The 24,692-nt window shown below is 58.8% G+C and carries 24 protein-coding genes and 4 pseudogenes; 15 read left to right on the forward strand and 13 right to left on the reverse strand.

Going from position 1 to position 24,692, the window contains the following annotated elements; all coding sequences use genetic code 11:
- Positions 1-2: 2 nt before the first annotated feature.
- From rfbC to B0G75_RS33295, 6 genes and pseudogenes are all read right to left on the reverse strand, one after another.
- On the reverse strand, positions 3-554 hold the full coding sequence (gene rfbC / locus B0G75_RS33270; RefSeq protein WP_106286079.1) for a dTDP-4-dehydrorhamnose 3,5-epimerase: 552 nt from the start codon (positions 552-554) through the stop codon (positions 3-5).
- Positions 539-1,432: a glucose-1-phosphate thymidylyltransferase RfbA gene (gene rfbA, locus B0G75_RS33275; RefSeq protein ID WP_106314156.1), complete on the reverse strand. Its 894-nt coding sequence runs from the start codon at positions 1,430-1,432 to the stop codon at positions 539-541. The genes rfbC and rfbA overlap by 16 nt, the downstream gene beginning before the upstream one ends.
- Positions 1,433-1,442: 10 nt before the next feature.
- Positions 1,443-2,504, reverse strand: coding sequence for a dTDP-glucose 4,6-dehydratase (rfbB, locus tag B0G75_RS33280; protein ID WP_106314157.1), 1,062 nt, complete (start codon positions 2,502-2,504; stop codon positions 1,443-1,445).
- 280 nt (positions 2,505-2,784) lie between these two features.
- Positions 2,785-3,093 (reverse strand): hypothetical protein, encoded by a 309-nt coding sequence (locus B0G75_RS33285; protein ID WP_106285601.1) that lies wholly within the window; start codon positions 3,091-3,093, stop codon positions 2,785-2,787.
- 758 nt (positions 3,094-3,851) lie between these two features.
- On the reverse strand, positions 3,852-4,832 hold the full coding sequence (locus B0G75_RS33290) for a GlxA family transcriptional regulator (protein ID WP_106285602.1): 981 nt from the start codon (positions 4,830-4,832) through the stop codon (positions 3,852-3,854).
- 268 nt (positions 4,833-5,100) lie between these two features.
- Positions 5,101-5,798 (reverse strand): annotated as a pseudogene (locus B0G75_RS33295) (transposase).
- Between the two features lie 781 nt (positions 5,799-6,579).
- Here B0G75_RS33295 and B0G75_RS33300 point away from each other — a divergent pair.
- On the forward strand, positions 6,580-6,765 hold the full coding sequence (locus B0G75_RS33300) for a hypothetical protein (protein WP_106285662.1): 186 nt from the start codon (positions 6,580-6,582) through the stop codon (positions 6,763-6,765).
- 154 nt (positions 6,766-6,919) lie between these two features.
- Here B0G75_RS33300 and B0G75_RS33305 read toward each other — a convergent pair whose 3' ends face one another.
- Both B0G75_RS33305 and B0G75_RS33310 read right to left on the reverse strand, forming a co-directional pair.
- Positions 6,920-7,117, reverse strand: a complete 198-nt coding sequence (locus tag B0G75_RS33305) for a hypothetical protein (protein ID WP_106285603.1) — start codon at positions 7,115-7,117, stop codon at positions 6,920-6,922.
- A 459-nt stretch (positions 7,118-7,576) separates the two neighbouring features.
- Positions 7,577-7,741, reverse strand: a pseudogene (locus tag B0G75_RS33310) (integrase core domain-containing protein); the annotation flags it as partial.
- A 922-nt stretch (positions 7,742-8,663) separates the two neighbouring features.
- Between B0G75_RS33310 and B0G75_RS33320 the strand changes: the two are divergent.
- Entirely contained in the window at positions 8,664-8,969 is a 306-nt protein-coding gene (locus B0G75_RS33320; protein WP_308705942.1) for a DUF1488 family protein, read from the forward strand.
- 114 nt (positions 8,970-9,083) lie between these two features.
- Positions 9,084-10,532 (forward strand): annotated as a pseudogene (locus B0G75_RS33325) (IS1182 family transposase).
- A gap of 151 nt (positions 10,533-10,683) precedes the next feature.
- Here the strand turns inward: B0G75_RS33325 and B0G75_RS33330 are convergent.
- Positions 10,684-11,822, reverse strand: a pseudogene (locus B0G75_RS33330) (tyrosine-type recombinase/integrase).
- 166 nt (positions 11,823-11,988) lie between these two features.
- Between B0G75_RS33330 and B0G75_RS33335 the strand changes: the two are divergent.
- The 9 genes from B0G75_RS33335 to B0G75_RS33375 all read left to right on the forward strand — a co-directional run bounded on the left by B0G75_RS33335 (position 11,989) and on the right by B0G75_RS33375 (position 20,009).
- Positions 11,989-13,032: a DNA-binding protein gene (locus tag B0G75_RS33335; RefSeq protein ID WP_106314159.1), complete on the forward strand. Its 1,044-nt coding sequence runs from the start codon at positions 11,989-11,991 to the stop codon at positions 13,030-13,032.
- A gap of 32 nt (positions 13,033-13,064) precedes the next feature.
- Positions 13,065-13,292, forward strand: coding sequence for a hypothetical protein (locus B0G75_RS41570; RefSeq protein ID WP_258194107.1), 228 nt, complete (start codon positions 13,065-13,067; stop codon positions 13,290-13,292).
- Between the two features lie 198 nt (positions 13,293-13,490).
- Complete coding sequence (locus tag B0G75_RS33345) at positions 13,491-13,937, forward strand: SET domain-containing protein (protein WP_106285607.1); 447 nt, start codon at positions 13,491-13,493, stop codon at positions 13,935-13,937.
- A 291-nt stretch (positions 13,938-14,228) separates the two neighbouring features.
- On the forward strand, positions 14,229-15,248 hold the full coding sequence (locus B0G75_RS33350) for a hypothetical protein (RefSeq protein WP_146142563.1): 1,020 nt from the start codon (positions 14,229-14,231) through the stop codon (positions 15,246-15,248).
- A complete protein-coding gene (locus B0G75_RS33355) occupies positions 15,245-15,472 on the forward strand; it encodes a CRISPR-associated protein Cas5 (RefSeq protein WP_106285609.1) in 228 nt (75 codons plus the stop codon). The genes B0G75_RS33350 and B0G75_RS33355 overlap by 4 nt, the downstream gene beginning before the upstream one ends.
- A gap of 23 nt (positions 15,473-15,495) precedes the next feature.
- Positions 15,496-16,008, forward strand: coding sequence for a hypothetical protein (locus B0G75_RS33360; RefSeq protein ID WP_106285610.1), 513 nt, complete (start codon positions 15,496-15,498; stop codon positions 16,006-16,008).
- A gap of 3 nt (positions 16,009-16,011) precedes the next feature.
- A complete protein-coding gene (locus B0G75_RS33365) occupies positions 16,012-16,872 on the forward strand; it encodes a hypothetical protein (protein WP_106285611.1) in 861 nt (286 codons plus the stop codon).
- Between the two features lie 237 nt (positions 16,873-17,109).
- Complete coding sequence (dcm, locus tag B0G75_RS33370; protein ID WP_258194819.1) at positions 17,110-18,510, forward strand: DNA (cytosine-5-)-methyltransferase; 1,401 nt, start codon at positions 17,110-17,112, stop codon at positions 18,508-18,510.
- A gap of 107 nt (positions 18,511-18,617) precedes the next feature.
- On the forward strand, positions 18,618-20,009 hold the full coding sequence (locus B0G75_RS33375) for a type II restriction endonuclease (protein ID WP_106285612.1): 1,392 nt from the start codon (positions 18,618-18,620) through the stop codon (positions 20,007-20,009).
- 196 nt (positions 20,010-20,205) lie between these two features.
- Here B0G75_RS33375 and B0G75_RS41055 read toward each other — a convergent pair whose 3' ends face one another.
- The 4 genes from B0G75_RS41055 to B0G75_RS33390 are packed head-to-tail and all read right to left on the reverse strand — an operon-like array spanning position 20,206 to position 22,051.
- Complete coding sequence (locus B0G75_RS41055; RefSeq protein WP_219907310.1) at positions 20,206-20,661, reverse strand: DUF6527 family protein; 456 nt, start codon at positions 20,659-20,661, stop codon at positions 20,206-20,208.
- A complete protein-coding gene (locus B0G75_RS41575) occupies positions 20,636-21,262 on the reverse strand; it encodes a ThiF family adenylyltransferase (protein WP_258194821.1) in 627 nt (208 codons plus the stop codon). The genes B0G75_RS41055 and B0G75_RS41575 overlap by 26 nt, the downstream gene beginning before the upstream one ends.
- A complete protein-coding gene (locus B0G75_RS41580; protein WP_258194822.1) occupies positions 21,151-21,819 on the reverse strand; it encodes a DUF6791 domain-containing protein in 669 nt (222 codons plus the stop codon). Before B0G75_RS41580 ends, B0G75_RS41575 begins: the two co-directional genes overlap by 112 nt.
- On the reverse strand, positions 21,794-22,051 hold the full coding sequence (locus B0G75_RS33390; RefSeq protein ID WP_106285614.1) for a hypothetical protein: 258 nt from the start codon (positions 22,049-22,051) through the stop codon (positions 21,794-21,796). The genes B0G75_RS41580 and B0G75_RS33390 overlap by 26 nt, the downstream gene beginning before the upstream one ends.
- 124 nt (positions 22,052-22,175) lie before the next feature.
- Here B0G75_RS33390 and B0G75_RS33395 point away from each other — a divergent pair, with 124 nt between their 5' ends.
- From B0G75_RS33395 to B0G75_RS33405, 3 genes are read left to right on the forward strand one after another with little or no spacing between them, the layout of a single operon-like run.
- Positions 22,176-23,021: a TIGR04255 family protein gene (locus B0G75_RS33395; protein WP_175164847.1), complete on the forward strand. Its 846-nt coding sequence runs from the start codon at positions 22,176-22,178 to the stop codon at positions 23,019-23,021.
- Positions 23,018-23,701: a hypothetical protein gene (locus tag B0G75_RS40900; protein ID WP_181196714.1), complete on the forward strand. Its 684-nt coding sequence runs from the start codon at positions 23,018-23,020 to the stop codon at positions 23,699-23,701. The genes B0G75_RS33395 and B0G75_RS40900 overlap by 4 nt, the downstream gene beginning before the upstream one ends.
- Positions 23,698-24,396 (forward strand): zeta toxin family protein, encoded by a 699-nt coding sequence (locus B0G75_RS33405; RefSeq protein ID WP_106285616.1) that lies wholly within the window; start codon positions 23,698-23,700, stop codon positions 24,394-24,396. The genes B0G75_RS40900 and B0G75_RS33405 overlap by 4 nt, the downstream gene beginning before the upstream one ends.
- The last annotated feature ends 296 nt before the right edge of the window (positions 24,397-24,692 follow it).

Genomic DNA, 24,692 nt, shown 5'->3' on the forward strand with positions numbered 1-24,692 from the left:
CCTTATTCGAACACGGCAGCATCGGCTAACGGCTTGGCTGCCGCGTCTTTCGCCGCCAGCAGCGGCTCTTCCTTGATCGGCCACTCGATGCCGATGGCCGGATCGTTCCAGACGATGCTGCGCTCGTGCTCGGGATACCAGTAGTCGGTGGTCTTGTAGAGGAATTGCGCGGACTCGGACAGCACCACAAAACCGTGCGCAAAACCGGGCGGGACCCACAACTGTCGATGGTTGTCGACCGACAGAACCACGCCCGCCCACTTGCCGAAATTCGGCGAACTCTTGCGGATGTCGACCGCGACGTCGAACACTTCACCTTCGACGACGCGCACGAGCTTGCCCTGCGCATTCTGGACCTGGTAGTGCAACCCGCGCAGCACGCCCTTCGCGGAGCGCGAATGGTTGTCCTGCACGAACTCGACGCCCGGCTCGACCTGCTCGGCGAATTCCTTCGCATTGAAGCTCTCGAAGAAAAAGCCTCTCGCGTCGCCGAACACTTTGGGCTCGATGATCTTGACTTCAGGCAGCGCGGTTGCGGTTACTTGGATGGCCATGCCACTTGGTCCGTAAGAAGGTTTTGTAGATACTTGCCGTAAGCGTTCTTCGCGAGCGGTCTGGCGAGCGCCTGCAACTGCTCGCCGTCGATCCACTGCTGCCGGTAAGCGATTTCCTCCGGACACGCGACCACCAAACCCTGGCGCTTCTGCAGCGTAGCGATGAAGGTCGCGGCTTCGATCAGCGAATCATGTGTACCAGTGTCGAGCCACGCGAAACCACGGCCCATGATCTCGACATTGAGCGCGGCGTTGGCGAGATATCGCGAGTTGACGTCCGTGATTTCGAGCTCGCCACGCGACGACGGCTTGATGTCCGCAGCAATGTCGCAGACCTGTCTGTCGTAGAAGTACAGACCCGTGACCGCGTAGTTCGAGCGCGGCCTGGCCGGCTTCTCTTCGATCGACAGCGCGCGGAACTGCCTGTCGAATTCGACCACGCCATAGCGTTCAGGATCGTGCACGTGGTACGCGAAGACCGTGGCGCCGTCGGCCTTCTCGTTGGCGCGCTCCAGTTGCTTCGCGAGATCGTGGCCGTAGAAAATGTTGTCGCCGAGAATCAGCGCCGACGGATCGTTGCCCACAAAATCCCGGCCGATGATGAACGCCTGCGCGAGCCCATCCGGCGAAGGCTGAACCGCGTACTGGATATTCATGCCCCACTGGCTGCCGTCACCGAGCATCGCTTCGAAGCGCGGCGTGTCCTGCGGCGTGGAGATGATCAGCACGTCGCGAATGCCCGCCACCATCAGCGTGGACAGTGGGTAGTAGATCATCGGCTTGTCGTAAACCGGCAGCAACTGCTTGGAAACCACGTGCGTGATCGGATACAGGCGTGTGCCCGAACCGCCCGCGAGAATAATGCCTTTGCGCGCCATTGCCGTGCCCTTACGCGCGCTGCGCGTAGTTGGTCTCAACCCACTTGCGATAGTCGCCCGAGGCGACCTCGTCCGACCATTCCTGATTGTCCAGATACCACTGGACCGTCTTGGCAAGACCCGTTTCGAACGTTTCCGCCGGCTTCCAGCCGAGTTCGCGTTCGAGCTTGCGCGCGTCGATCGCATAACGACGGTCGTGGCCCGGGCGATCTTTCACATAGGTGATCTGGTCGCGGTACGACGCGCCCGTCTTCGGACGCAACTGGTCGAGCAGGTCGCACAGCGTGTGGACCACGTCGAGGTTCTTCTTCTCGTTCCAGCCGCCGATGTTGTACGTCTCACCCGGCGTGCCGCGCGCGAGTACTTCGCGGATCGCGCTGCAATGGTCGCCGACGTATAGCCAGTCGCGCACGTTCTGACCGTCGCCATAGACCGGCAGCGGTTTGCCGCCGAGCGCGTTGGCGATCATCAGCGGAATCAGTTTCTCGGGGAACTGGTACGGACCGTAGTTGTTCGAGCAGTTCGTGGTGAGCACCGGCAGGCCATACGTATGATGGTAGGCGCGCACCAGATGATCGGAACCTGCCTTGGTGGCCGAGTAAGGACTGTTCGGCGCGTACGGCGTGGTCTCGGAAAATTGCGGATCGGTTGCGGAGAGCGAGCCGAATACTTCGTCGGTGGAAACGTGCAGAAAGCGGAACGCGGCCTTGTCGGCTTCGCCGAGCGCGCTCCAGTACTGTCGAGTCGCTTCGAGCAGCGTGAAGGTGCCCACCACGTTCGTTTGCACGAAATCAGCCGGGCCATGAATCGAACGGTCCACGTGACTCTCGGCGGCGAAATGCAGTACGGCACGCGGCTTGTGCTCAGCGAAGAGCGCGTCGAGCGCAGCGCGATCGCAGATGTCCGCGCGCACGAAAATGTGCTTCGGATTGTTTTGTTGCGACTTGAGCGTACCCAGATTGCCGGCGTACGTCAGCTTGTCCACGTTCAGTACCGCTTCGTCCGACGCATTGAGCCAGTCGAGCACGAAATTGGCGCCGATAAAACCGGCGCCGCCCGTTACCAGAATCATGAACTATCCTTCGAAAGTGTGCGGCTGCGTGCGCTCAACATTCTGAAATGTCTTTGCATAAAATTTTCGACCACTTACAACCCCTCGATGAGTTTGGTAACGCTATCTTTGATCTGATGCGTAGCGTCACGACAAGGCGCATACGGAGCGACCCCACTGCCAATGCTATTTGCAGACTGAGCCCGACGTATCCATCGCTGTTGGCCAGCGTTGGTTGAACGATCGGTGCGGCATATTGATAGGAAGCTGGAGTCACATAGGTTTGAGACATGAAAGCTAACTACTCGTAGCCGAGCTTGTGACTCAAAATGGGCGCGAAAAAGAGCGCCATCGCCGAGCCCGCAGCCTTGCCCTCGAGCTCCGCGGCCGCAACTGCGGCCTGCATTCCATACGAGTATGTGAAGAGGTCAAATAGCTGAGGCAGGCAGTAGAGTACGGCGATCACGATGCAATAGCCTTGTATGATCGCCAAACGCCAGCCCTTCTCGAAACCGACAGCAGCGGCGACGATGCGTAGAATGCTGAACAACACCATCGCGCCAACAGCCGCCTGTTCGCGGACCAGATACTCTGGAATAAATTCGCCCATAACTCCCTGCACATTGATAGGTTAATCAGCCTGAAGTTGAAAGCCGCCGATTCGAACGTTGCCATCGGACGGCGGACCGTGTAGGACGATCCTTCTTTGGGTCGACGAACGAGTTGACTGGTTTTGATGTTACCGAAATCGTATCCGTGCAATGACGACTCGGCTGAATGAACCACGATAATGGCCGATATAATCAATATCTACCGTCCGTAGACGGCATGCGCCCTTTGTGCAAGCTTCTCGGACGTGTTGACCGTGTCCGATTTTGGTTACCAACGCGAATGTGAAGAGGCTCTATTTAGTCTCGGCAGACTGTCGCCGGCAGTAATCGAGCAGGGGATCTGTGGCGCCCATTTATGTTAGGGGGCTGCCGCAGTGCTTACCGGCTTCGTTGAAAAATAGCGTCAAACAACACCGATACGCACTAGCTGCTTGGCGAAGTACTTCGACAACGGCGTACCGTGTACGTAAAGGGCGGTGTTCTCGGTCGACGCGGAGAGACGAGTAGCGCGCTGATTTCGGCACGCTGCTCGATGATATCGTCACCCATCGTGTAAGCGCCATGTCATAAGCAAGTTCGTCGATCAACAAATCGGTCTGCAGGCTCAAGGTCGGCGATAGCTGTGGGGTGCCTGCTCAGTAAGCAAACCTGTTTGGAATTTCAGTGCGCCGTGCAGTGCGATGTCAAAGTAAGGTACGGCAGTGGTGCTCCTTGGATTGGGCTCGTGTCGTTGATCCGATGCGTATGCTTGAGGCTGCTACAGGGCCACGTGGTTACGAATCCGATAGTCCGTCGGAGTCGTCGCCAGATATTTTCTGAACAGCTTCGACAACTGCGCGCCGCTGCCGATGCCGCAGCGGCGCGCAATCTTGTCGACTGGCAGACGCGACTCAACGAGCATCCGGCAACTCATATTCAGACGTGCGCGAAGCAGATAGTCGGAAGGCGTCATACCGATCTCGCTCTTGAAGCGGCGCAGGAAGTTGCGTTCGCTCATCGCCGCAACTTGTGCTGCATCGTCGATTAAAATGGGGCGATCGACGTTCGCTTCCAGCCAGCGCGCCGATGCCAGGATTTTCTGGCTGATCTGCGGCGTCACGCCAAGCTTGATTGACGAGCTAACCGGCGCCTTGGCCTGAGGGGCGACCGACTCGGTCACCTGCTGTGCCAAATCGGCGCCGAGATCCTCTTCGACGATCCGTAGCGCCGTCGATACGGCGTCCGGCGCTTGTGTCAGCGACCGCGCCGGATGCCGCCCGTGTGCTTCGTTGCCGTCGTAAAGTAGCGGGCAGTAGCGCCCGGGCAGCCCGGCTGTCTGGAGCAGCAGTTGACCTTCCGCGATTGGATGTACGATCTCGCTGAACGGATGCCTGCGGCGCAGCCAGTTGCTCAACCGCTCGTCGCGGGATGCCTGCTCTACCCCGACGCCGCCGGCGATGTACAACAGGTGCGTGTCGTTCGTGCCTCGGTGCGACTGGACATCGTCGGTCCAGACAAATACCGATGACGAACTTGCGATGCGGCCGCCTGCGGCGGACAGCAGCGAGACGTCGTAACGTGCGCGGCCCGATCGCGCCGCGGCGAGGGAGTTCGCCTTCTGGAAAATTTCGATAATTGCCGCGACTGTAGGCAATGCGAATCCGTTAAACAGCGCGATGTCGACGCGAGTCAGAGAGCTCGTTCGCGCCGGCGCGGCACTTTGCCGCGAGCTGTGCGGCAGAGTATGTACCAAGTCCATTTTACTTTTCCCCGGAAATGTGTGGTCTGCAAAGTCTTCTCCCAAGACCCTGTATTTTTCTTATTGCCGCATGCTATACGGTTGATTCTCGCCGCAATATTTCATGGCCGAATTGGCCAACACATTGGCTGTTGACGACACAGGGCGGCCAGATATCGCATAGCCTGCAGGCCGTTTGATTCGGCCTTTGTGAACAGGTAAATTTCCAATGCACTGGCGCACGTCTCGACAAAACCGAGACGGAATGTATAGCGCATATATTTTTCACTTAGAAGTGAGTTAAAAAAGGCAGCTCAGCGCGGCTGAAGATGTCCCAGCAAATCAGCGCGCAGGCTAGCTTGAGGAATACGTCATGAATGTCAACGCGACGTTTGAAGCGAATGCGAAGACGACGGAAACCATGAAGCCGCGAGTGAGTTCATTCGACGACCCAACGGCATTTTCCGAAGCCGCTTCCGTGTTCGGTGCGGCGCCTTGCGATTATCGGCCTGATGCCGCAATCGCGAAGGCGGCGCGATGCGCAACGGAATCGAAGCGTCGGTTGGCGTAGATGACTTAGGGATTGCGACGCGGCCGCCGCGTGTGCCGAGAACTGGCGGGATGGGATCGATCAGCGGCGGCAATTGCGTAACATCTTTGTGGTTCGCGCCGGTCGGGATCGCTCGGACGATGAGCCGACGAGCGCGCATAAGAGATCGAGCTGGCCAGATTCGCGCAACTTGTCCCACGCCCCAGCCTGCGGCCAGTCGTGCAGCCGACGCCAGTAGGTCACTTCCGAGCGGATTCCAACTGGGTCGGTAGATGGTTCCAGTGCATCCCTGTCTTCTGCACAAACAGGATGCCATTGAGCGCTGTGCGGTCCGAGGCTGGGAGGCGCCCCGGATATCGCCTTCGTCGCAGTTTGGCCGGCGAATGTAGCGCTTCGATCAGTGCACGCAGTTCGTCATCAATGATCGGTGCTGGGATTCCTTGGTCCGTTGTTCAGGCGCCCAAGATTAGCCGATTTACGGAAAAGCAAACAACCCTCAGGGTTATTTTTGAACGGGCCTCCTCGTATTACAGCCGTGTGCGACACGTGTCGCACACGGCTGTAATACGAAGCCATTTGGAGCACGCGACAAGTCAACGACTTGGTCTTCTCCGACAAAAGCTTCCCGATAACCGCCGTAAAGCGACCCGGCACACTGGAAGAGTTAGAATGATGTCCGGTCCTTCAGGAGATGCGCTTGCAGAAGCGTGCACGCGTACATCTTCGCCTGCCCACCTTAGTCTGGTGCCTTGTCTGTATTGCAAAGACTCTGCAGCTAGATGCGTCCCGGGATACGGTCGCCGGCGCATTGATTCAATGTGACAACTTGCGAGCCGACTTGACTCTCCCCGTTGGCGCGGAACCTGGCGATTACGGGTAGGAGGACAGAGCGTCGTTATGGGCTCACGCTTTCAACCTGTCGATCGCCTTCCGGACTAACCGACGATAGGGAGCCACGCGAACCAACGCATTGTGCCCTTTTGGGCGCGTGCCTTCTGCGATCGTTCATTCGGTGTTCGTGCGCGATTTGCCCGGGTTTGCGAGTAAGAAGTTTCCTGCCTTTTTGCGCACGCGGCGCGCTTGTATGATGTAAAGCGCCTCGTTCAGCTTGTTGTTCGCCCACAGGGGTTGTCTCAAGCAGGGTTGAGGTAGAAAAAATCTTAGCAAACGAATGTGCTTGAGGCTAACAAAGCTTTGCGCACGAACGTTAACAAGTTCATGTACAAACAAGACATTCAGACAATTGTTTCCGCCGCTCGCGAAACGGCCGATTCTATCGTCGGAGCGCGCGAGTGGAAAACGGCCGAAGATGCCAGCGCGATGCACGCTGTGATCTTTTGGGACATGCTTGCCAAGCGATTGCCTGACACGAGCATTGCAGATCTTCTTTCAATGCTCGACTAGCGGGCGCCGTACGTTCAGATGCAGTCGGAGCCTGATTGGATGGGCAAAAACGATGCATCATCATGCGACGCTCAGGTGCTTTGACAGTTAGCGGCACAACCGGCCGCTCGTTCTGCCCGACTTCCGCTAACTTGCGTCTGGGGCTTCACCACGACTAATGGTCGAAAAGACCGACCAGCGAGAAGATCTTGACGACTGATCCTTGCTTCGATTGACGCTCACCTTGTTGCTGAATGAAGACTTGCATTGCGCGCGTCATCTCTTCAGCTGAAAGTTTGCGATAGGCGCAGATGTTGTATGTGACGCCGTTTCGCTGGTTTTTGATGAAATTGTCTACCTTTGGTAACGGCATGATTTCCTCGCAAACGTCAAGTGATTGTCCGTCGGTAGCGGAATTTTATTTCGTCCACGGCGGTGGACCGCGGCTACCATCGTGGATGGACCGGAGCATGCGCGGGGCTGTCATTTAGCTTCTGGAGCGACGGTATCTGCGGCGTTTCCCGATCCTCACACGAGTAGTCCCTGACGTGATCCATAACGCGCGATATTGAAGGTGTCCACGAGGAAGAATCTGCCGCCCGAGGGATCAGTAGGCTGAAAGATTGAGGGTGGGCTTGGCTTGAGATAGGCGAGCCTCCAACGACCGAAGCTAAGCTTAGTCGTTCGGAGCTGGCGGCGGACGCATGCGGCGGCTGCGGTCATGCTCTTGACCGAAGGGGACACGAAAAAGGGCGTAGCCAGACTAGACCGGTCTAAACATACCAGGTCTCTGAAGCTGATTGGAGTCGCCCCTGTAATACCGCGCACCACCTCAGACCAAGGTCGATGAATCGGTCCTGCGCCGGAACTCGCATGGCGAGCGGTATCGCAGCGCGCTATGCGGATGCCTTTCGTTGTAATGCTCGAAAGCGACGGCCAGATTGCGAGCGGCCATTGCTGCATCAGGCTTCGGCATCAGGTCTATGTAATTGTCTTTTCAGCCCGCCAGCTCGCGTCGGTGGGCTTTTTCTTGTGCGGTTCCGTCAAGTGGTGGAACTATTCGGCCGGGTGGAGGAAAACTGGGATTCGGCTGGTTACACTCTCCGACGCCATTCGAGGGACCGCATCTCTCAGGGCGAACTCCATCCCTCGAATTTTCGGCCCGCCGACCTCGTAAGGCGGGCCTCTTTTTTGACGGAAAAGTCTTTCTTCTTTGTTTCAAGCCCTTCTCCGGTCAGCTACGCTAACACCACCGCCCCAGGAGTTATTTTTTGTGAAAACCCCGCCATTTCTATTTCCTGCCTCGAATGCAACGACGAGGACGGATTGCCGCACGAGAGTCAGCCACCCAGTACGTGGGAGTTTACCGACGGTGGGCGGTACGTTTCCGAGTGCCCGCGAGGCGATCAGGCGTTAGTAGATCCTCGACAGCAGAAGTATGAGGCGCTATTCCAGATCGGCGCGTATGCCACCGAGGACGGATACTATCGGGAGCCGGTTTCGTCCTTTGCTGCGAGCCTTGAGCGCTTCTATGAGGTTTGTGCACGCTGCCACCGATGACGACGGCGTCGGGCCGACCCGATCAACACGCGGTCGACCGGCTTCTTCGTTATTGAACAACCCCTAAGACTAGCGATACGTGCGGAAGACATCCTTCGCACCATTGCAGTCCGGTGGACGAACAGGTCAAGGGCGGCATCGCAGACTTCTACAACTACCGGCGCATTCATTCGGCGGCAAACAATCTGCCGCCATTGCGGTACGAAACTTCGATTTATTGAAAAACCCCTTTGTTGGTGTCCAAAGAGGCTTGACCACTACAGTTTTCCATCAGGCCCGCAGCGGGCTACACGGCAGGGCGCCTGCGCGGCACATGTTCGCCGCCTGTTCTGCTACATTCCGGGAAAAGGGACAGCAGGTTGCAAGGTCGCAGCTGGATTTGGGAGCTAATCATGGACCTTATTGAGTTGATGCCAGCCGTGACGGCGGACCGACGCGAAATCTCATTTCGCCTGGCAGGTCAGCGCAGCGAGGTTGCCTGTGCGATCACGCGGGAAGCGCTCGAAGCGCAATTCTGGTTACCCGCCGGTGCTGACCAGGTCCGCATGCTCAAGGCTTTTGCTGACGGACGGCGTCGCATTGTCGCGGTCGCCGAAAGAAAAGTCCGTCTGCATCCGGGCGAAGTGGTCAGACTCACGGCCGACGATTTCCTGATCAAACGTTGAGTTGTCGCCGGCCGGGGGAGCGGGATAGTGGCGCCGGAATCGCCCTCTGGCCGAGGGCGTGTGAAAACGCAATGATCGCCTAAACTGAATCAACGCACTGAGATCAGGTGACTCATGAAGCGATTCGTTGAAGGCGATGACCGCAAGCAGGTCGCACTACTTCCCGAATCCGTCGATGACTACATCGGACAGGACAATCCGGTCAGGGTCATCGATGCCTTCGTCGACGAACTGGACCCTGCGGAACTTGGTTTCAGCGGCACCACGCCGGCGCTCACGGGCCGCCCGCCCTATCATCCTGGCGTGATGCTCAAGATCTATATATCTACGGGTATCTGAACCGTGTACCTTCGAGCCGGCGTCTTGAGCGCGAATGCCAGCGTAATGTCGAACTGATGTGGCTGACAGGACGTCTGGCACCAGACTTCAAGACGATCGCCGACTCTCGTCGCGACAACGGCCCAGCCATTCGCGACGTGTGCCGCCGTTTCGTCGAACTGTGTCGCGGGTTGAAGCTGCTATCCAGTGACATGGTGGCCATCGACGGCAGCAAGTTCAAGGCTGTGAACAGCCGTGACAGGAACTACACGGCAGGCAAGATCGACAAGCGTCAGCAGCAGATTGAGGAAAGCGTTCAGCGATATCTCGACATGATTGAAACCGCAGACCGGACCAGTCCGACAGGTTTCGATGTGAAGACCGTGCGCCTGTACGAGAAGATCGCTCTGTTGCGCCAGCGGATGCGTGAGATCGAGCAAATCAAAGCGCAGCTGAAGAAAGAACCGGACGGACAGCTGTCGCTTACCGACCCGGATTCTCGTTCCATGACCAGCGGTGGCAAAAGAACCGGAACGGTCGGCTACAACGTTCAGGCCGCCGTGGACACGAAACATCACCTGATTGTTGAGCACGAGGTGATGAATATCGGAAGCGATCACGGGCAACTCAGCAGGATGGCTTTATCGACGAAGAACACGATGGGTAAGGCGAAGCTGAAAGTCCTGGCTGATCGGGGCTACTACAGCGGCCCGGATATCCGTGCGTGCGAGCTTGCCGGCATCAAAACGTATGTCCCTAAACCGCTCACTTCCGCATCAAGGGAAGAAGGGGCTCTTTACCAAGCGAGACTTCGTCTACGTTGCGAGGAGCGATGAATATCAATGCCCCGCAGGCGAGCGTGCAATTCGTCGATTCACGACTGTTGAGCATGACATGACTCTGCAGGTCTACTGGCCCAGTGCCTGCCCGCGTTGCCATCTCAAGGAGAGATGTTCTCCCAGCGACTATCGTCGAATCCGACGGTGGGAACACGAACACGTGCTGGAAGCCATGCAGCGTCGGCTTGAGCGGAAGCCAGATGCAATGATCATCCGCAGAAGTACCGTTGAGCACGTATTCGGTACGCTCAAGCACTGGATGGGCGCCACGCACTTCCTGACCCGGACGCTCGGAAGGGTGAGCACTGAAATGAGTCTTCAGGTACTGGCCTACAACCTGAAGCGCGTCATGAATATACTTGGGGTTGACGGGGCGATAAAGGCGATGAGGATGGCTGAAAGCTAAGGCCCCGAGGGGCTTTGTTGCGCTCAATACGTTACGTTAGCGTGCGCCCGATCTATCAAACTCGATCGATCAGGCCGGTGGGCTTGTGTTGAGCGATAAGAAAACAGTTTCCACACGCCCTCGACCGTTATCGTCCGGGTCGCGTCGAGCGTTACCAGTCGATCCGGTGTTTCTCGTCGGTTTCGCGATGCCGGCGATCATCGTCCATGTGCAGATACTGACTGGTTGTCGTCAGTGACCCATGCCCGAGATTATCGCGCACGAGTTGCAGATCGACCTGCTGATCCGCCATATGTGACCCTGCACTATGACGTAGCCAGTGCGCCGATGCCTGCTCGAGGCGGTCTGCGCGCTGCGCATGGTCTTCGCCGCGTGCACGCAATGCTTCGGCTGCACCGCTGAAGACGTCCTTCACAATCCGGTGCAAAGCGGCGCGCGTGAGCGGTTTGCGTGACTGGCCGACCGGCAGCACGAGCGGCGTGTCCTCGCCCGGCGAGGGGAGTGCTGGCAACCCGCGGGTTCGCCGGTACGCGCCAAGCTCCGTCATCATTTCCGTGGTGGCGGGCACCAGCCGTTCCTTGCCACCTTTGCCCATCACTTCGAGCCACCAGCGATCCTTGCCGTTCTTGTCAGGACGACGAAAGAAGCGACCCATCGTATTCGTGCCCACCTCCGTGATCCGCAGGCCACCCAGATAAAGCAGCGTAAAAAGCCAGCGCACGCGTGCGTGATGTTCGCGCTCGCGACGGGTCTCACTGGGCATGCCCTGGATGAACGTTTTGACTTCGAGCCACAGTTCGGGCGACAGATACCGGACGATGTGTGGCCGGGCCCGTCGTGCGCGCTGGCGCGACAGCGACAAGGGATTGCCGGCCAGATACGCCGCCTGCACCAGCCACGCAAACATGACGTTGAGGATCACCATCGCCTGCCGCTGGCTTGATTCCGACAGGGGGCCATAGAACGGCCGCCATCCGCGGTCCACCGCGCGGCAGGTTGCGGATCGGCGAGAAAGTGCTGGTAGACAAGGAGGTCCTCGTGCGTGAGCGAGGAGAGCGGTTTCGCCATCTGCAGGGTGGACCACAGCAGCAGCCGTTCGGCTTCCTTGCGGTAGTTGTCGAACGTCGTCTTCGTATCGATGAAGCGGGCCATGCGCGGATTGCGTCGAGATCCGTATTAGCGGCGACCTGCATCTGGCCATTCGCGCGGTTGGTGCCGTGCCGCCCCATCGAGCTCGGCGGATAGTTCCAGTGCATCGATCGGACGCAGGGCGGTCAGAGCAGTTTTCATGGTCGGGCACGCGGCGGATCTGGCTCAGGGTGTCACGCGACGGTTGTCGCGCAACTCGCGCACTTATCAACATTATAGTAATAATGTCAAAATTACAGGAAGAGGGCGTTAGATCTGCATCGGTTTACGTAGTAATATAGACAGAAACCACCCCGTCAAAATCCTCATGAGTGACCTCCTGTCCCCCGACGCCGCGCTGGCCGCCGAGATCGACCGCCTGAAGGTGGCGTTCCCGAAAACCCGCGAGCTGTACCGCGAGGTCTGCGCGCTGCTGTTCTTCCGCTTCGGCATCACGCCGACCGCGAACCGCCTCTACCAGCTGGTGAAGCGGGGCAGCATGAGCACGCCGACCCAGGTCCTCGGTGAATTCTGGGCCGAGCTGCGCGAAAAAAGCCGCGTACGCATCGACCATCCCGACCTGCCCGCCGATCTCGGGGCGGCCGCCGGCGAACTGGTCGCCACGCTCTGGCAGCGCGCGAGCGTGTCAGCGGAGGCCGCGCTCGGTGCGTTGCGCGAAGAACTCGAAGCACAACGCGTCGAGGCGCAACAGTCGGTCGTCGTCGCCCGCGACGAGCTGGGTCGCACCGAGACCGCGCTCGAACAGCGCACCGCGGCGCTGCTGGCCGCGCAGGTCGAGGTCCGGGAGCTGGAAAAGGCACACGCTGAAGGCCACGCGCAGCGACAGTCATTCGAAGCGGAGCTCGCGCGACTCAGGGACGCGCTGGCTGGGCGCGATCGCGAACTCGTGGAAGTGAGGGAAGGCTTTTCGCGGGATCTGGAAAAGCAGCGCGAAGCAGCCGAACGGGCCGGGGATCGGCTCAGGGCGTCCGAGAAACGCGCCTTGCTGGAGATTGACCGCGAGCGGGGGCATGCGGCGAAGCTGCAGAAAGAGGTCGACGAAGCCGCGCGCCGCGCGGACCGCAAGGATGCGGACCACCGCCGGGCAGTTGACACGTTGCAATCGCAACTGGGCGACGCGCGTCATCAGACGGGCGTACTACAGGGGCGGCTCGATGCGGTTCAAGCGGAGAACACGCGCCTGCAGACGGAGCTCATCGCGACACGGGATGCACAAGCGGATGCGAGAGACGCGCACCGGTCCGCTGTTCCTTCCAGGGGCGGGAACGCACGGCGTGCGACCCGCCCGCCGCGCGCGGCGGGCACGGCCAAACAGGCCAAACCGGGGATACGTCGAAAAAAAGCGGTATAAACAGAGATCACTGCATTCCGGAAAGTCGCTGCATGGCTGATATCTATCTGCTCACCGGGCTGACGCTCCCCGCCGGCATCGCGCATGAGTCGTTGCCCGAGACGGTGAAGGCGTTCATCGCTGACTGCTGGCACGGTATGAGCCGCACGCAGATGATTGCGCGCGCGAAGTCGCGGGGTCTGCGACTGTCGTTTTGCGCGACCAGACCGTGTGCGCACGGCGAAACCGGTCTGTTTGCGTTGCGTTTCATGATGGGATAGCGGGCTGCCTGATGCTGGCCCACCTGCAGCGGGTGCGGAATCGTCGTGGCCGCAACCGTCGACCTGGCCGTACTGCCGTTTCCCGCCCGCCACCACGGGACCCCCGTCAGACCACACTGTTCTGAATGACACAGGGCAGTTGCGGTGCCACGCAGCGCCCGCTATGCTCGCTGCCATCAACGAACCAGGAGTCCGGAAGTGCGGCGTGTGGCGGTCAGAAAATCTTCAGTTCATGGGCGGGGCGTGTTCGCGCTGCAGGCTATCACCGCTGGCGCGCGGATCCTTGAATATCGCGGTGAAGTCACCTCCTGGCGGCGGGCCGCTGCCAGGCACAAGCGTTCTGGAACGCCCGGGCACACGTTTCTCTTCGGCCTTGCTGACGGACGCGTAATTGACGGCAGCATGGGTGGCAACAGTGCCCGCTGGCTGAACCATTCGTGCAGGCCGAACTGTGAGGCGATCGAGGATGAGCGGGGGCGCGTTTTTATCGAGACGATCCGGGACGTGCTGCCCGGAGACGAGTTGTTTATCGCCTATGGGCTCACGCTCGATGAAGCGATCACTCCCGAACTGGTCGCCGACTACGCGTGCCACTGTGCGACGAAGCGGTGCAAGGGATCCATGTTGGGTGCGGTGACCGGCTAGCGAGCGCCGCCCGACCGACAGGTCCAGGAACGGCTCCAAAGCTGATGGACGAGACGCATGGTGACGGGAATCTCCGTGGCAACTCATCGAGGGCGCCGGCCGACGATCCGCGACCGGCTGACTTCTACAACTTTCGCTGCCTTCACGCCGGTGCACCCAAGGCCGCCGCCTGGCGCCGCCGTCTTTGGTTGTCAAATTGGGTGTTGGGACTTTTACTTCCCAAACGCTGCTACTTTTGCTTCATCGCACGAGCATGAAATGTTCACCGCCGGCAACATAGGGAGCGGAGTTGTGCTCGAAGGCATCCGCGAGGTCGAGGCGACGTGGCCGTTCGAGCCGGCGGCGGTCATCGCGGCGCTCCTGAGCCTGGCGGCCGACGGTTTCGCACAGCGGCGGGAGGGTTTCGGCGGCGATGTCCAGGAGTACTGGGAATCGACCCGTGCCGGGCAGATCGCCCGCGAGATGCGCTGGCAGCAACGCGGGCGGCGTCATCCGGCGCTTGTGTCGCAAACCGCCTCGGCCGAGGACCTGATCATCGCGGTGATCGGCAGCGGCGGGGACGAGCGCGACCCGCTGGCGAGTGGCGGCCTCGTCGAGGCCGCCCTTGGCATCTACCTGTTTCGCCTCGGTGAAACGGTTTGCGATGCCACGCTTGGTGCGCTGATCGCTCGCGGCCTGGTCCGCCGTAATGACCATGACCTGCTTGGTTGGCCGTTCCGGCTCATGCTGACCGCGGACGGGCGTCGCCAATATGCGCACGATGTGATACCGCGGCTCGGCCTGCGTCCGCCGGCGACCATTCTGGCGCCCGTGGAGCCCGAGTGGCCGCCGTTCGAGGAGCTGGGGCTCGCGCCTGCGGAAGCCGACACCTTGCGGTTTTTCTGGGACGAAGCGGCGCGGTGCCAAGGCGCCCGGGCGTGGCTGGCCGCGACTGCGCTGTACGGCGCAATCATCGAGGCGGTGCTGCACGCATGGCTGGGGCGCAATCAAGTCGCCGCGATGACGGCCAAGGCCGCACCGCGGGATCCGAGAAGGCGCGGCGAGAAACAGCCGGTGGCCGAATGGTCGCTGGTCGATCTCATCAAGGTGGCCGGCGAACTGGATTACATCGACCCGTCCCTGCGCAGACACGCCGACGCGTTGCGCACGTCGCGTAACCTGATTCATCCCAAACTGCAGGTCGAACAGCGCAGCCGGCCGGACGAGAATCTCGCGCTGATCTCACAGCAGGTGGCGCGAGCGGTGCTCCATCTGTTCGACCGCGCGACAGTGACCGGCGAGATGGCGAATGGGGGAAGGGGCCGCACATGAGCGATCTGACGATGACGGCGCGGTCGTCCGCCAGCGTAAGTGCGACATTGCGCGGAGCACTGGCGTGGCTCGCCCGCACCTGGATCAGCGAGCGGCTGCGCGCCGCAATCCAGGCCGCCTATGCGACCAGGATTGAGACACTCGGGGTGCACCTCAGGGCCGATCACCGGCGCTCCATGAAGGGTGATATCAACGAGCCGCGGCCGCAGGCGCACGCGCACTGATGAATTTTGCAAGGAAAGGCAGTATGGCGATCACAACCGTTTATCAATACCGGGTACCGGGCCAGCCCGCAACAAACCGGCGCGGCGCGCAGCCGCACTATGCGACCCGCGCCGCGATCGAGCGCAGCGGCCAAGCGCCGCTGCTCGATACCGCTCTCGAGCTGGACGAAAGTCTCCTCGACGCGAACGGGTTCGCACGGCTCGACTATCTGACCTACAGGATTCATGTCAGACACGGTGCGTACGCGGGGTGGACGGCATCCGACGGCGCGCCTGCTGGTGCGCGCCTGCAATTGATGGCCGGTGACTATGATGCGCGGCTGACCGCGCGTGTGTTCAATCCCGCCGCTGAAGCGGTGCGTTGCCTTCAAATCGTTGGCGCGAACCAGCGCGCAGGCGGGGATCTCTGGGTGAGGCTCGACGAGTGGCCTGAGCTCGCCCGTTTTCCCGCAGTGCCGGTGGACGCGGGGCTGGTAATCAATGGCCGCCGGCTGTCCGAGCCCGGTGAGCTCACCGCACCCGGTCTAGCGGAGTAGAACGTGTCGCGCCCCCGCCTGAACTGGCCCGACCCGCAACTGCGTGAGATCCTGGGCGCGATCGTTGCCCGCGACCGGGATTTTCCGCTGGACAACGCACGCTTCCTGGATAGCCTGGTTGACGACGTGCGTGCGGTGACCGGGCGCCTGTATGGCGCGACAACATACGCGCGCCTGCTGCGGGATCTGTCGGCGGTGACGGGCGTCACGCGACGTCCGAGCACGACGACTATCCAGAAGGCGATCGCACGTGCCCAGGCGCTCGCTCCGATCCATGTCGGGCAGACGGGTGACGCTAACTCCGCGATGCCTGACACGCACATGGTGCGCCGGTCGCTGGAACCGGTCATGCGGGATGCAATCGCGCCGCTGATGGCGCAGATGAGCGCACGGCTGGCCACCCAGATGGAACGGCTGGATACTGTCCGGGAGGACACTGCGTCCCCGCGAACCGAACCGGGCCTGCGCTTACAGCTCGCAGAGGCGTCACTGGCCGATGCGCACGCGCGTGTTGGTCGCCTCGAGCAGGACAACGCGCGCTTGCGCCGCGATCTCGGTCAGGCCGAGATGCGCGCGTCGATCGCGGAAACGCGGATCGCCGGACTGCTGGATGAGTTGCATCAGGCGATTACAAATGCCGGTTCGGGTAGTGCGGCGCTCGCAAAGGTAGCGGACCAGCTACAGGGTACCGAGCGCTTCCTGAAAGCGCAGAACGACGCGGTCCGCTTACAGGCCTCGTCCGAAGCGGAGGCGCTGCGACGTCAGGTGACGCAGTTGCGCGAGCGCATCGATCATCTGCTGCTCGAGAACGACCAGTACCGTCGCATGCTGGCGACTCAACGCGACGCAAGGTCGCAACGATGAATGTCAGGCAAGAGCGCGAGGACGTGCGACAGCAGCGCGGAAGGCACGGACCGTTTTGGAAATCGATCATACCCATCTCGTCCGTTCGTGTCTTTAACGCCCGGTCCTGAACGACGCTAAGCGGCGGATGACGGTGGACAGATCGCAACGATCCGCCTGGCGGTCGACAACTGTCTCTTTGGACGGCGGCAACAGCGAAGTAAATATGCTCGCTCGCTGGGTCAAACGAGTGATAGGATGTCACGCAATTCACCCCGCACCACGGATATGCAAAAAACAAACAACGAACTCGCTCTGGTTAAAAAGGCCCTGGAAATTTACGACCAGAAATACCTCGCCGAATACCTCAACATGGGAGGCGAGGGTTCGTGGTGCCGGGAAACGATCAACCGATGGGTGAACGGCAAGGCGTCGATGCGGCTCAGTCACGCTGAATACTGCGCGTTGCAGGATCTGCTTCCAAAACCGCCGAAGAGCCAGAAAGCCGATTTCGACTTTATTGACCTCTTCGCCGGGATCGGAGGAATCCGGCGCGGGTTCGAGCGTTCGGGAGGCCGGTGCGTTTTCACGAGCGAGTGGAATGAGCCAGCGGTCCGGACCTACAAGGCGAACTACTACTGCGACCCGGCCCATCACAGGTTCAACGATGACATTCGCAAGATCACGCTGAGCGACCGGGAAGATATCTCCGAGCGTCAGGCGTACCAGAACATTGACGCGGAGATTCCTGATCACGACGTGCTGCTTGCGGGCTTTCCGTGCCAACCTTTTTCCATCGCCGGCGTTTCGAAAAAGAATGCGCTCGGCCGCGTTCATGGTTTCGAATGCAAAACGCAGGGCACCCTGTTCTTTGATGTCGCGCGGATCATCGCCGCGAAGCAACCTGCCGCATTCGTGCTCGAAAATGTGAAGAACCTGAAGAGTCACGACAAGGGGCGGACGTTCGAGATCATCGTTGATACGCTACTTGAACTCGGATACTGGATCGCGGATGTCGATGCATCTGGCGCGACTGATCCAAAGATTGTCGACGGTGCGCACTTTGTGCCGCAGCATCGTGAACGTATCGTGCTGGTTGGATTCCGGAAAGATCTCGATGTACACGACGGGTTCACACTTAGCGATATCCGCAAGCAGTTTCCGAAGAAACGGCCGTCGCTTGCCGAACTCCTGGAACCTGCTGTGGAGGACAAGTACGTCCTGACGCCCAAGCTATGGGAGTACCTCTTCAACTATTCGATCAAGCACAAGGCGAAGGGCAACGGATTTGGCTACGGTCTCGTAACTGGCTCCGATGTCACGAGGACCCTGTCTGCGCGTTACTACAAGGATGGATCGGAAATCCTGATCGACAGAGGTTTCTCTCCGCGAAAGGACTTTTTCCACCCGGACAACCTGCGTAACCGTCCCCGACGTCTCACGCCCCGTGAATGTGCAAGGTTGATGGGATACGACGGTCCGGGAGAGGGCAGTTTCAGGATTCCTGTGTCAGATACGCAGGCTTACAAGCAGTTTGGTAACTCCGTGATCGTGCCGGTGTTTGCTGCTGTCGCCAAGCTGATGAGGTCGAGGATCCTTGAAGCGAAACGTCTATCGTCGCGCCCGTCAGCGCCGCGTGAAATCATGGTCGCGGCCTAGACTCCAGGGACCGGACAGTCTGAAAAACATGAGCGTCAAGGGGGCGCGCAGCTTCGCGCTCCCTGTGAATGCACCATACAGAGAAAAACTGAGAGACGGGGCGCGATATGGCGATCGCTGGCAATTGGCCGGAAATCCAGAAGTGGATCAGCCGAAGTTCGGTTTTGTTCATCAAGAAACTCTCGCGAAACGACTGCGGTTGGGCTGATGACCGCACGAAAGGTCATCAGAACGGGCCCTACATTCCCGGAGAGATTCGCGAAGCCGGCTTTTTCCCCAATCTGGCAAACGTCAACACGGGCAAGCCGCATATCTTCGAGGCGGCCGTCCGCACGTTGTGGCCTGACACGGGCGAGATAAAGTCATCCAACCTGAAGCACTATTCGAACAAAGGTCATGAGATGCATCTGACCGGCGTGCCGAAAAGTGAGTTTGCCGGGCTGACACCTGCATCGCTTCTCATGGTCGGCAAGCTGACGGAGGAAGTGAGCGGGTGCCGCTACTGTTTGATGACAATCGACTCGGGCGGTGAAGACGCGGAACTTCTCGAATCCGCATTTGATCTGGGTGCCGACTTTCATTTCGGCCTGTTCGATCCACGTCAGGCGTTGACGCCGCCGAAGGACGAAACCGAAGCACTGATTGAAGAGCTATCGCGGTTCTTCAACGAAGGGCGCCTTCCCGAGTTCATCGCGTCGGTGTCCAGGTTGCCCGCGCCTTCCGTACTGGCTGAGGGGGCTCAGCAGATCTTCATCGCCGAACATGGCCTCCAGAGTCTCGATCCTTATGCCATCGAGAATCCTGGCGATGCGATCATGAAGATCAGTCGCGATATCGAGTACACACTGTACAAACGGGCCGAGTTGCGCCATCGCGCCGCTGAAGTCCTTCGCATCGTCACCTCGGAAGGGCAGGACATTGTAACTGCGGTCGTCCGCGGTTTTCCCCTGCTGGACGCCACGTTCCTGAGTGCAAGCCAGCATCGCAAGTCTCGCGCCGGCCGATCGTTTGAGCAACATATTGCGAGAGTGCTCCGTGACGGGAGTATTCCATTCGACGAGCAGGCAGTGACCGGAGGGCGCCGGCCAGACTTCGTGCTGCCATCGCTCGTAACTCTCCAGTCGCTTGAGCGCAAATTTGACGAGGCAGCCGTGTTGTCGGCGAAAACCACGTTGCGGGAACGCTGGAAACAGGTCACGCTCGAGAAGTTCAACGCTGCGCTGTTTCTCGCGACAGTCGACGATCGTGTATCTTCCGAGGCAATTGATGACATGGGACGACAGGACATCTGCCTGGTTGTGCCTGAATCACTGAAGAATTCCAAAGAGACGTGCTACAAGGGGAAGGACAACGTGATCACCTTCCGAAACTTCTTTCGGGAGGAGATAGCGGTGAAACGGCCCGGACTTAAGGGTAGCAAGTCGGTCGTAGTCGTGGGCGACGCCTCTCGGGCGGCTGACCTTTTCAGTTTTGAATTACCACGAGGGTCGCTGTCGTAACGCACGCTTGGGTTGGCGATAAGCAAACTGACTGACAAAGATCAGGGGGCAGCGAACCAGTCCGTCGTCGGGTGGAAGCGATGCTGCCCTTCCTCTGAATAAGCTGCCTTCAGTCACGACCGCTGCTCTGGAAGTGCGGGATAAGCAAATGGCGGATACAACCGTTGTCCTAATGACCTCGGCATACTTCAAAAATTCAGGAGGTCAGCCAACGCCAGATCGCCCGCAAGCGTCCCCACCGGTTGACCTTTAGTATTTTCGGCAATTCTGTAGAGGGTGCTACGTCGCGGGTGTAAGCAACGCTGTCCGCAGAACGATGTAGCGTGTGAAGATCGCGCTGGTCGCGCGCGAATACAGTTTTAGCCTGCATCTTCGATAACGGCGTGCACCAGACCACACGGTTGTTGCGTATGACGTAGTGCGACATGCAGGTCATCGCTCCGTTTCCGATCGACGGATGCAACGTCGCGTACCCGTGTGAGACTTCAGCTTGCCACTCGGCGGCCGAGAGCGGAGTAACAACTTTTTCCCCACACCCGCAGCAACATAAGTGAACTGCCGCACGATATTTGTTGCTGATATAAAGTCGCCCGGGCTGGAGATCGCGGGGCGCCAGCTCAACTAGCTCAGGCGTGATCTGGTGGAGTCGCATTCTGGTCTTCCGATTTTTCGCTTCGTGCGAGTGCCATTGTGTTCGTAACGAACTCGAGCTGATGCCAATCCCAATTCATTGCGTAGAAGCCGAAATGTTGCTTCCACCGCATGACGGCCAAGATAGCGTTAAGTGCGTTTGCATCGGCGATCTGAATGTTCTGGTCGTAGAGCGCATCGCCGGCGTCTTCCATCGTCGGAGCGCGTTCGAAAAAATGCTTACGCATGGTCGGGCTGGCCATGGTAACGCGGCAAGTTCCGTAGATCTGTTCCTTCTTCGAGAGGGACATATCCATCCCGCAGTCGATAAAGGTCACGCCGCAGTCAATGAGATGGGCGCAAACTAATTTGCGTGCCGGCCCTTTGTCGATGCATACAAAGACGAAGTCGAATTGAGCCAGCAAGCCAACGTTAGCCTCGGTTATGTATGCAGGATGAGCGACGATGCCGGTGTGCATCGCATCGTACATGTCGCGAAAATGCGCGACCTTCATCTTCCCGAAATCAGCTTCACATGCTGCTGAAGGTGCGCGAAACGCATTGTGTACTTCGAACACGTCGCCATCGAACAGGTGAATTTCGTTAACGGGTGTCTTCGCCACCTGGTCAAGTACATAAGATCCAGTTCCGCCCATGCCGACGATGGCAATGCGGAGTTTGGCCTCGAAGAGGCGTCCGGATACCGGAAAGGATCCTTTCGAGCTTCCACCTGCACCGACCCTGCCGCTAACGGCTGGGTGCATTGAGGATCAATCACGCGCGCCTGATCCGTGATGATCCGCCAGTAATGCATCAGCTGGTCAAAGTGTGTCGCATATCCGGTCCAACCTTCATTCTTGTTAGAGAAGAAGTATTTGGCCGGAACCTCGGGCGCGACTAATCCCCCCGCGACCTCCGAATGCCGCAACTGCTCGAGCGGAGCGCCACTTGCGAAGCAAGGAAACGGGCCGTCGAACCACACCTGATGTGTGGCAGGCGGCGTTACCTGACTATCGGTGTAGACGAGCGTCGCGATGAGAGTTCCGAGCCGCAACTGTCGCTGATCGTCAACGACAGGCACGTCATGCAGAAGCAGGTAAGAACCTTGCACCGATACACGCAGCCCCGCCGCGACGAACGGGGCAAGCGTGGACTCAAGAACGGCCGGTTTTGCGGACATTGCACACCATCCCTTGTTTGATAGCCACGGGTTTATCGCCACGCGCAAACGAAATGATTTCGCCTTCCATGTACTCGATCGTGATCGTGTAAATAATGTCCGACGTATCAGCAGGCGGGTCCTGCGGGTAGGCGAGGAAGACGAGTTCGGCGTAGCTGAGCTCGTGGTGGGGGTGCTCAACCTCGTGGAGATTGAGGATGAACTTCGGCTTGTGGTCGTCTGTGTGAGACATGACACACTCCCGGCTGAGTGTAAGTGTTAGATTTCGTGTAAGACATATGCAGTGTGTCAGATTGTGTGTAAGGTGTAAAGTGTCGTGTAAAATGATTTTCGTGGACGACAAAGAAGGAGGCCGCTTGAAAAGCGACACCGCCCGCCGGATAGGGCAATGGGCGTCCGCGCCCTTGGTTTTTGTACTCGCCCAGATTCGTTTTCTGCCGAACGCATCGGCAACCCCAGAGCAATTGCGTGACGCGATCATAAAAAGGGCCGGATCAAAATTTCCGACTATCAACCAGACAAGCGCTCTGAACTTTGAAATCACGTTGGATGCTCCAGCGCCGAGTCCGCAGAGAGCGGTCCCATTGGTGATCTATGACCTCGTGAACAATGACGTGGATGCAATGGTGCGAATCCAGCAGGGCTCGCTCACCTACGCGGTGACGTCTTACGTCGATTCACGTCAGTTCAGGAGTGAATGGCTCGAAATTACAGATGCGCTTACTGATGTCGACGTCACGTCAGTGATGCGACTCGGCCTGCGGTACGTTGATTTCATTATTCCGCAGCTAGGCCGTAAACCAGAAGAATACGTAAAGGCCCCATGGAACCTTGCTGGGGTACCGGCATTACCAGGTGCGCTACGCGGCCCGGACCTGAATGTTTCAATGATGGATGTTGCCTACCCACAAGGCCGATTGCGCCTACAGTTCATGAGGGGATTTGGGGTTCCGTCGCTTCCGATGGATTTGCAGGGTATGCTTACCCCACGTCAGGAATCACCTAGCGTTGTACATGCAGAGTGCGGAGTAATTGACAGTGATCGATGGATTGATGGCAATGAACTTTCTGTGGACCGTGCGGCGCTCGACAAGCTATTTACTCAAATGCACACCGATGTGTCTGCCGCGTTCCGCGCGATGATTACTCCTTTAGCTGCAGAGGAATGGAATCCAACAAACGTTGAAGGAAGAACCTCATGATCTACGCTACGGAGCGCGATGCGAAGTTGGCCAGGATGATTGGTCCGGAAGCAATGTGGCGCAAATCTGGTGCTACTTCGGTATGTCATGTAACTGCAATTGCAGTCGACGTTGGAACGGCACTGACCACTGTCACGATCTGCTTTGAGAAACCTGCGCAATACCGAGGTACAGCTATCAATGCTGCAATACCTCTGCCGTTCAAGCTCGGCTCCGACAGTCACCAGTCAGAACCGTCACTGACGACGCCCGCGAGGATGGTGGACGAGCTACGTGAAGCATTTGGTTTGAATGTCACGCAACTCGCGCAAGTTCTGCACATTGAACGTATTACTGTGTACGCCTGGATGCGTACAGAATTGCTAGAGAAGCTCAATCAATCCAACCGGAACCGCTTGTGGAGTCTTCACAAACTCGCACAGCAGTGGCGCGAGTACACTCCATTGAGTGGGAAATATCTCGTTGAACCAATTCCTGGCCAAGACACTACAATCTTCCAGATGCTTTGCCAGGAGGATCTGAGTCCATATGAATTTGCACGAGCGTATGAGCTCCTCGCGAAGGCAACAGCACCGAGCACGCGCGTGCAACAACATCAGGCAGAACGACGTACTGCTCTCAAGAAAGGGATCGAAAACCTTCGAAAGAACTCAAACAAATTTGGGATGAATCTCGATTGAGTGGTGACGAGCTTTTAAACTTCTTCCTGGACGAGCTCCACACCAGCGCAGAAGATAAGCCATTGATGGTCATGATTGCCGGTCCGAATGGGGCAGGTAAGACCACGCTTTGGCGTGAGGTGCTCGAACCAATGCTGGAGGGTGCATGGCAGGCTGAATACATCAACGCTGACGAGATCGAACGCGAATTGAATGAAGCCGCACAGGAAAATCCAGCTGCCCCTCAGACCCCAGAGACAGCTCGTCTTGCTCAAGCAGAGGCAACTAAGCGGCGCGCATTGATGCTGACCGCGTCAGTTGGAATGCAATGGCACTTCGTATACGAGACCGTCTTTTCTGACACGCAAGGGTACAAGCTGGCAGAGCTTTCGCGCGGGGTCGATGCAGGCTATTTCGTGGTGATGCTATTCGTTGGGCTTGATGACATTAATCTTGCGGAACAGCGTGTGCGCACGCGTGTCTCAGCAGGCGGCCATGATGTACCGATCGATGTCCAGCAAGCGCGATTTCCGCGCGTCTTCGAGAACGCCGGTAAGGCCTTGCAAATCGCGCCGCTAGCGATGTTTTTTGATAACACGGGCGAACGTGACGGTGGAGGTCGCACGCATCATCCCGTTGCGGTTGTGAAAAAGGGGGTCGTTCTTGCTCAACGCGACGATATGCCGGCGTGGTGGCACAGGATTACTTTCACCTGAACGTCGTCCAAGGCCGAAGTGCTGTCCCCGAGAAGCCGGCTTGGATGACCGGGCCACTCCGTGACCTGCCGTTGAACCCCTAATAGCGCGCCCGGCGGCAGCAGGGCCGTTTGGCGATGTTCGCTCGTCGCTTACGTACTTGGGGTCGTCTCAAGATTCGGAAATTTGCGCACATTAAGCTTTTTTGGACTATGCGGTGGATGGCGCTGGTCGTTTTAGCGACATTCACTTCCACGACATACACCGTCTGCTTCGACTGTGAAGCTCACAGTGGCAAGGTCGCTCTGAGTGAGGTT

The organism is Paraburkholderia sp. BL18I3N2 (assembly GCF_003001875.1).
Lineage (GTDB): Bacteria > Pseudomonadota > Gammaproteobacteria > Burkholderiales > Burkholderiaceae > Paraburkholderia > Paraburkholderia phytofirmans.